Source organism: Thalassotalea sp. 1_MG-2023, assembly GCF_030546745.1.
Classification (GTDB): Bacteria; Pseudomonadota; Gammaproteobacteria; order Enterobacterales; family Alteromonadaceae; genus Thalassotalea_C.
This window is the reverse complement of record NZ_JAUOPD010000047.1, coordinates 1-6,266: the sequence shown is the minus strand read 5'-3', so window position 1 is coordinate 6,266 and position 6,266 is coordinate 1. Positions and strand designations below refer to the sequence as shown.

Annotated in this window: 4 protein-coding genes and 2 pseudogenes; all 6 read left to right on the top strand. The window is 37.6% G+C overall.

What is annotated here, in order from left to right; genetic code table 11:
• The first annotated feature begins 275 nt into the window (after positions 1–275).
• Positions 276–869, top strand: coding sequence for a hypothetical protein (locus Q4489_RS18010; RefSeq protein WP_303483273.1), 594 nt, complete (start codon positions 276–278; stop codon positions 867–869).
• Positions 870–1,559: 690 nt separating this feature from the next.
• Entirely contained in the window at positions 1,560–1,706 is a 147-nt protein-coding gene (locus Q4489_RS18005; protein ID WP_303483276.1) for a hypothetical protein, read from the top strand.
• A pseudogene (locus tag Q4489_RS18000) lies at positions 1,661–2,853 on the top strand (IS3 family transposase). The gene Q4489_RS18005 and the pseudogene Q4489_RS18000 overlap by 46 nt, the downstream one beginning before the upstream one ends.
• Before the next feature lie 9 nt (positions 2,854–2,862).
• On the top strand, positions 2,863–3,123 hold the full coding sequence (locus Q4489_RS17995; protein ID WP_303483270.1) for a tyrosine-type recombinase/integrase: 261 nt from the start codon (positions 2,863–2,865) through the stop codon (positions 3,121–3,123).
• A 275-nt stretch (positions 3,124–3,398) separates the two neighbouring features.
• Positions 3,399–4,934, top strand: coding sequence for a Fic family protein (locus tag Q4489_RS17990; protein WP_303483267.1), 1,536 nt, complete (start codon positions 3,399–3,401; stop codon positions 4,932–4,934).
• A gap of 204 nt (positions 4,935–5,138) precedes the next feature.
• Positions 5,139–5,798, top strand: a pseudogene (locus Q4489_RS17985) (RHS repeat-associated core domain-containing protein); the annotation flags it as partial.
• Between the last annotated feature and the right edge of the window lie 468 nt (positions 5,799–6,266).

Below are 6,266 nucleotides of genomic sequence, written 5' to 3'. Positions count from 1 at the left end.
CTACTGATGAATCAGTAGCTAAGCAGGTTTGGCAGTTCGACTCCGGCAGTCGGCACCATTTATAAGAAAAGCTTCAACTTCGGTTGAGGCTTTTTTTCGTCTGTAAAATATCAAACTGGCCTACTGATGATAATAGTAGAAGCAAGCCTTACCTCTTGCACTAAATATTCAAATCAAAAATATAGTTTCACTTTTACTGAATACCTCTCACCTCGGTTACTTTCTTTGTCTTTCCTAACAAGCTAAGCTACACCTTTAAATTTTTTGGATATATTATGGAATTATTAACAACAGTGGCTTTTTTATTAGCATCCACTTCAGCAATTACACGTCCAGCACCATTAGTATCTATTCCAAGCCATGATGGCTTTTTTAACAATATTGCTGCCCACTGCGGTAAAGCGTATGAAGGCACAGTAACGGTTGATAATGCCAAAGGGCCGAGCTCATTTGCTAATAAAAAGCTTATTATGCATGTGCGCCGATGTAACGAACGTGAGCTACAAGTACCATTTCATGTAGGAAAGGATGCATCTCGTACTTGGATTATAACTAAAACAGGCAGTGGGTTAAGTTTAAAGCATGATCATCGTCATAAAGACGGTACAAATGATGTATCAACGATGTACGGCGGCCATACTGTTGATGCAGGTTTTGAAAATGTGCAGTCTTTTCCTGCCGATCAATATTCAAAAGAGCTATTTGTAAGCCAAGGCATCCCTCAGTCAATGGGGAATACATGGCAGATGTATATTTACCCTGAAAAATTTACTTATCGCTTAATTCGCCAAGGTCGAGAGTTTCGTGTTGATTTTGATTTAACCAAGCCGATCAGTCCGCCAGCCACTCCTTGGGGATATAAAGACTAGGAAAAACCTTTTTAATAGTGGGGCTAATCGCAGACTGCAATCAAACAACAAGGCCAAATATACGCCCCTCCTTTATTTGGCCTCCTCCCCTTTAACTCACACTGTATTTATGAGCAACACAGAGTAAAAGTTATGAACGTTATTCGTATATATTGAAGCAGGAGTTTCAAAGATTGAATCCTCTGTAGAAAAACACAATGAATTCAGTTGAACAAAGTCAACGTTCGTAAATAGCATCGACAGCTTTTAGTAAAAGAGTTGATACTATTTCGAAGTCGATCTATTGGTTAATAAACGGCCCGTTAGTAAGTATAAACTATCCAATACAGGGGCTTTCTATGGCAAGATTCTATTAAGAAATTTCCAATATACTGTAACGGTCAAATAAACTTGGAGACTTCTTTAGGCACTTTTTCTTAATTTTATTTCATATTCTTCTGGAGAGATATTTCCTAGTTTATAGTGTCGTCAGATGAATAAAAAATTTTGGTAAGTGAGGAAAATTCAGCGTGTAATTTACTAACCATAGGTTGCTCCTTAGTTTATTAGTAAGGAAACGAGCATTATTCTGTGTAGATCGCTCGCAACAATCCTATCCTAGTTTAGCTAAAAATACGGATTCTGCTGGATATTTTTTATGTATCAGTAATGATGTATATTGGTTGATTATTATGCGAGCAAGGAAGGACGATGAATTTTTATCAACGAGCTAATTTAACGTTTAGTTTAGCTGTTTTGATAGGCTTTGAATTTACTTTAACAAATAGCTTATTTATTAATAAAAATGGTAAATGCCCAAATATACACAACCTAGAAAAACATGGTTTTACCCAGTAAGTTTCAAAATTAAAGCAGTCAAACTAAGCTTAAAATACAATGTCATGTCAAAGGATGTTGCTTTAGCACTGGATATTCATCCGTTTATGCTCAGTCGTTGGCGGAAGGAATACAGAGAAGGTAAATTCTCTAAGCATCAGCGCTACCTAGGCAGCAATGAAATAATGAGTAAAGTCCCCACCCAAAAATAACTGTCGGCAATTCAAAAGCTTAAAAAGGAAAATGAGCGTCTGAAACTGGAGAGCGACTTGCTAACAAAGTGGCAACGGTATCTGGCGGAAGTACATCAGAGCGATTTGGATTCATCCACAAATTCGGACAAGTCTTAGGTGTGAAGTACCTACGTAATTGGCTCAACGTTTCTCCCAGTGGATTTTATGCTTGGCGCAATCGCCCTTTATCAGCCAAAGTGTTAAGGGATGCAGCGTTATTACAGCAAATAGAAGCCGTGTTTAATGCTCATCATCAGACGTATGGCAGCCCTCGTGTGTTTTATGCGTTGAAAAGATTAGGTATTAGAACAAGCAAAAAACGGGTTGCAAGGTTAATGCAAGAAAGTGGTTTGAGAGCTAGGGCAATAAAGACATATAGCAAACCAGCTAAGGTTAAATTTTTCTATAAGGAAATTCAAAATAAGCGTAAAAACATAGACAAGCCGACAGCGACAAATCAGCAATGGTCAGGTGATATCACGTACCTTAAAGTTGGCGCACATTGGCATTACCTTGCTGTTGTAATCGATTTATACTCTCGTCGTGTTATTGGCTGGGCCTTTGGTAAAAACAAATCAACTGAGCTGACGTTAAAAGCATTACGGCTTGCTATTAAAAAACGCCAACCCGTTGAAAGCGTATTATTTCATACTGACCGAGGTGCCGAATATCGCGCCCACAATGTTCAAAACTACTTAAAAAATCACAATATTAATGCCAGTATGAACCGTCCTGGTTGTTGCACAGATAATGCGGAAGTGGAGTCGTTTTTTCACTCATTGAAAGCTGACATCATTCGAGGAAATCGTTTTGAAACAATGAGTAAGTTACATTCTAAACTAAAAGGTTATTTAAATTACTTTTACAATAGACAGCGATTGCATTCAAGTTTAGGATATCAAACACCTGTTGAGTTTGAATTGGCAGGAATTTAAAAGTGGCAGGTGTCCACTTTTCTGGGGGAAGATCAATCTCGCTATGTTAAATTAGCTGGTATTAAACGTGCTGGCTCTTGTTATATCTTTCGTCATGCCACGGCTACTAAGATGTTAGATAACGGTGCTGATTTGCGTCACGTACAAGAAATGTTAGGTCATGCTGATATTTCTACCACGCAAATATACACTCATGTCTCTCGCTCTAAGTTGGCTGAGGTTTATGGTAAATCTCATCCATCAGCGTTAAGTGATGACAGCATATTCTAGCTTAGCCAAGGGTAATGCACTTGCATTACCCTTTTTTTTATAATTTGAATTAGTAATAAATTACTATGGTATTTACTAATAAATAACCATAATTCACACCAGCTCATGATATTTAATCATATTTCACGCCTCATAATTGTTTTTCACGCAGTTGATTTAAATTTTCAACCATAATATAGTTTGTAATCATAATTCATGAAGCGATACTGTATATAATCATTTTTCATGGGTTGTAATCGTTTTTCATGGTAAATCATCATTTTTAGGTTGGTAATATGGTATTAGCTAAACGCGCAAAGTTCTTTGATGAAGAAATCTATCCAGAGCCTGAAGCTGAGCTGGTTGGATATGCTTGGCTTATCAATGAATTTCAACTAAGCGTTCCTGCTCCTAATGCGATATGCGCCATTGTTCCAGCTATAAACGCTAAACGAAGCAAAGGAAGATGGTTAATATGGGGAAGCCGTTATCAGCCTGAAGCACATTGGTTTGCACAATTAACATTTGCGTTGAAATACGAAGGTGCTGATTTAGCAATTATGAAAAGCTTATTTGGCGCTTTAGCAATCGCAGATATTACTGCTTCAGTTGAAAATGAAATAACAGGCGCGTATAGCCGCAGAATTTGGTTTTTCTTTGAATGGCTTACTGCGCAAGTACTACCCATTGAGGATGTTACTACTGGTAATTATGTTGACGCGCTAAATGAAGAACTGCAATTTGGTTGCGCCAAAACCAAGGTTTCACGCCAACGAATAAATAACAACTTACCGGGGGTTAATGGGTTTTGTCCCTTAATTAAGAAAACAGAGAAGCTTGTTCAGTATATAGGGGAAAACTTAGACGAAAAAGCGGCCAAAAATATAGGGGCTGTTCACAGTGACTTACTTGCAAGGGCTGCTGCTTTTTTATTGCTTTCAGATTCTAAGGCTTCATATACCATTGAAGGAGAAGCGCCACCTCATAATCGTATAGAGCGATGGGGGAAAATTATCGGTCAAGCAGGCATGCAGCCATTAACCGTAGAAGAGATAGAACGTTTACAAGAAGTAGTCATTCCTGATGGTCGATTTATCCTGCCGGGAATTCGTTGCGTTGGCGGTTTTGTTGGTGAGCATGATCGTGTGACCAACATACCAATACCTGAACATATATCAGCAAAGCCAGAAGATCTTGATGAGCTACTCGCTGCTTATCTAAATGGGTATGAATTAATGAAAGACTCAGGATTTCATCCTGTTTTAGCTGCTGCAATCATTGCCTTTTCATTTGTTATTATTCATCCGTTAGAAGATGGTAATGGACGAATTCATCGCTACCTAATTCATCACGTATTAGCTGAGAGCGGCTTCACGCCAAAAGGAGTTATTTTCCCCGTATCAGCAGTCATTCTAGAAAAAATAGAAGAGTACAAAGCCGTGTTAGAGCAGTTTACACAACCACGTTTGAAGTATGTTGAATGGCAACCGACTCAAGATAACAATGTTCATGTAACAAATGAAACGGCTGACTTGTATCGATATGGAGATATGACACGCCAAGTGGAGTTTTTGTTTGAGTGTGTAAAAGATACGGTAGACACTGTTCTTCCTGAGGAAGTTCTTTATCTTGAAAGATACGATGAGATTTGGAACTATGTAAATAATCGGTTTGATATGCCTCAAAAAAGCTTAAGTTTACTACTTAACTTTTTGCGTCAGAGTAATGGTAGGTTATCGAAAAGAGCTACAACTAGAGAGTTCTCTGCACTAACTGAGGCAGAGGTAAAAGAAATTGAAAGTAAATATCAAGAAGTATTTTTGCTTGATTAAGTGAACCATTTTGTCGGTGAACAGTTAGTCATGGTATAAGAGATAACACTTACTAACTGTTCAATAAATATGCTAAGCTTAATGCGATTCAGTGACGAATCGATGTTGTTCTTTTAAATACAGCCAAGGATGTAAGGCCCTCTCTACAAAGCACTTTATTCCCATTTCAAAAGAAAGTAATCTGGATCACGTTTCGGATTATTTTATATGCAGGCACGATACTATGATCCAGTTATCGGGCGATTTTATAGTAATGATCCCATAGGATTTACGGGGGTAATTAGTACTTTTAATAGGTTTTCTTATGTGGGAAATAACCCTTATAAAGATACAGATCCTACGGGGATGGAAAGAAAGGAGAGAGAAAATAATTTTTGTGGGGTAACGGGATGTGATTATTCGTATTCCTCTGGAAGTGGTGATAAAGGTGATGAAACCTCAAATTCGAACAACTCGTCATCTACAACAACCACTCAAACTTCTAATACGTCTATTCCTACTGAACCTGGTATTGTAAGCGTATGCCCTGAATGTTATTTAATCGGTGGAACGGCTCTTTTACAAGGTACTTTTACTACAACCAAGGGGTTTTTATTCGGTAGTATAACGATTAAAACGCCTATGAACCTTTCAGTACAACGGTTTGGAAGTATTAGCGCCAACGGAGCGCAACATTGGGGATTACCAATTGGTCATGGCGTTTGGGCTAATAGGACATTTAATGCTATAAAGCCTGCATGGAATCCGTTAACAAGATTGACTACCGGAACTATACCGAGAGGCAGCTCAATAACTTTTGGTATAGTTGGACCGCAAGGGTTTAAACATCCAGGTGGTTTGATCCAGTTAATTATAATGATATAACCTCCTCCTCAGGAGAGACCATTAGCGTTAAGTTTCGTCAGGAAATATGCCAGGGTGGTCCAACTATCGGTCGTTTATTTATAGATGATAAATGGATAATTCCGTCTTTGTATTTTGGAGGACCTGCTTTAGTGCAAGGTCGAACTTTATATATTCCAATTAGAAAGAAAAACTTTTTTTTAATGGGTTTGTTCTTACAAAAATTAATTTAGATACTCATAAATTAGTAAAACTGAAAGTCAAGGATGATGTTATTAATCTAAAAAAAAATAGAAAATGAACATATATATTTTTCCAGAAGCTTTTTTGGCGATGAAATTATTGAAAGTGTGAAAATATGAAATTAAATATACTTTAATGTTTAAACGCAAATTAATAAAGGGGTCGGTGACTGAGTGATCCCCACAAATTCTATAAAGTATCAAAGGAATGTGCTCCTCCAGTTAAATGCAATTGCTTAATTGCCTT

Excerpts from the sequence above, each read along its gene's own strand:
- Q4489_RS17990 (WP_303483267.1), top strand. The coding sequence starts at position 3,399 with ATGGTATTAGCTAAACGCGCAAAGTTCTTTGATGAAGAAATCTATCCA.
- Q4489_RS18005 (WP_303483276.1), top strand. The coding sequence starts at position 1,560 with ATGAATTTTTATCAACGAGCTAATTTAACGTTTAGTTTAGCTGTTTTG.
- Q4489_RS18010 (WP_303483273.1), top strand. The coding sequence starts at position 276 with ATGGAATTATTAACAACAGTGGCTTTTTTATTAGCATCCACTTCAGCA.